The organism is Aphanothece microscopica RSMan92, from assembly GCF_046613545.2.
Lineage (GTDB): Bacteria > Cyanobacteriota > Cyanobacteriia > PCC-6307 > Cyanobiaceae > NIES-981.
Window position 1 is genome coordinate 1 of the sequence record NZ_JBKKKY020000324.1, and the last position, 645, is coordinate 645.

The 645-nt window shown below is 65.9% G+C and carries 1 protein-coding gene; it reads left to right on the plus strand.

The features are described 5' to 3' along the window. On the plus strand, positions 1 to 641 hold a 641-nt coding region (locus tag ACLD7X_RS17785; protein ID WP_411425020.1), incomplete at its 5' end, for a TonB-dependent receptor domain-containing protein. Between the last annotated feature and the right edge of the window lie 4 nt (positions 642 to 645).

Genomic DNA, 645 nt, shown 5'->3' on the forward strand with positions numbered 1-645 from the left:
AGGTATTCGACCAGACCGTCTTTCCTTCCCGCTTCATCACGGCCAACGCCGGCGAGCTGGAGACCCAGGGCCTCGAGGTGGAGTTCCTGTCTGAACCGGTGGAGGGGCTGACGCTTTCGGGTAACGCCGCATGGGTGGACGCCACCTACACAGACTTCAAGAACGTCGCCTGCTTCCTCGGCCAGCCGCAATTGCCGTTCGGCACGCCGCGCACCAGCCCCCGCCAGTGCATCGCACAGACCCCGGGGGGCAATTTCGTCACCACCGCGGACGGCAATCCCCTGACCAACTCGCCAGAGCTCGCCTGGAACCTGTCGGCCGCCTACGAGCGCCCGGTGGGCGCCCTCGTCGCTTCCGGCCGCATCAGCTATTCCTGGCGCGATGAGGTCTCGTTCTCCGCGGCAGGCGACCCCAATGCGCGTCAGGAAGCCTATGGCCTGATCGGCGCGGAAGTGGGCATCGGCTCCGAGAGCGGCTCCTGGCGGCTTCGCCTGTTCGGCCGGAACCTTGGCGATGAGAATTTCGTCAACAACATCATCGGTCAGCCGGTCCTGGGCGCGCCGGGCGTCTATTCCCAGTTCCCGAACTCGGAAGCCCGCCGCATTGTCGGGGTGTCGCTTGATCTGAAGTTCGGCGGCTAAGGGG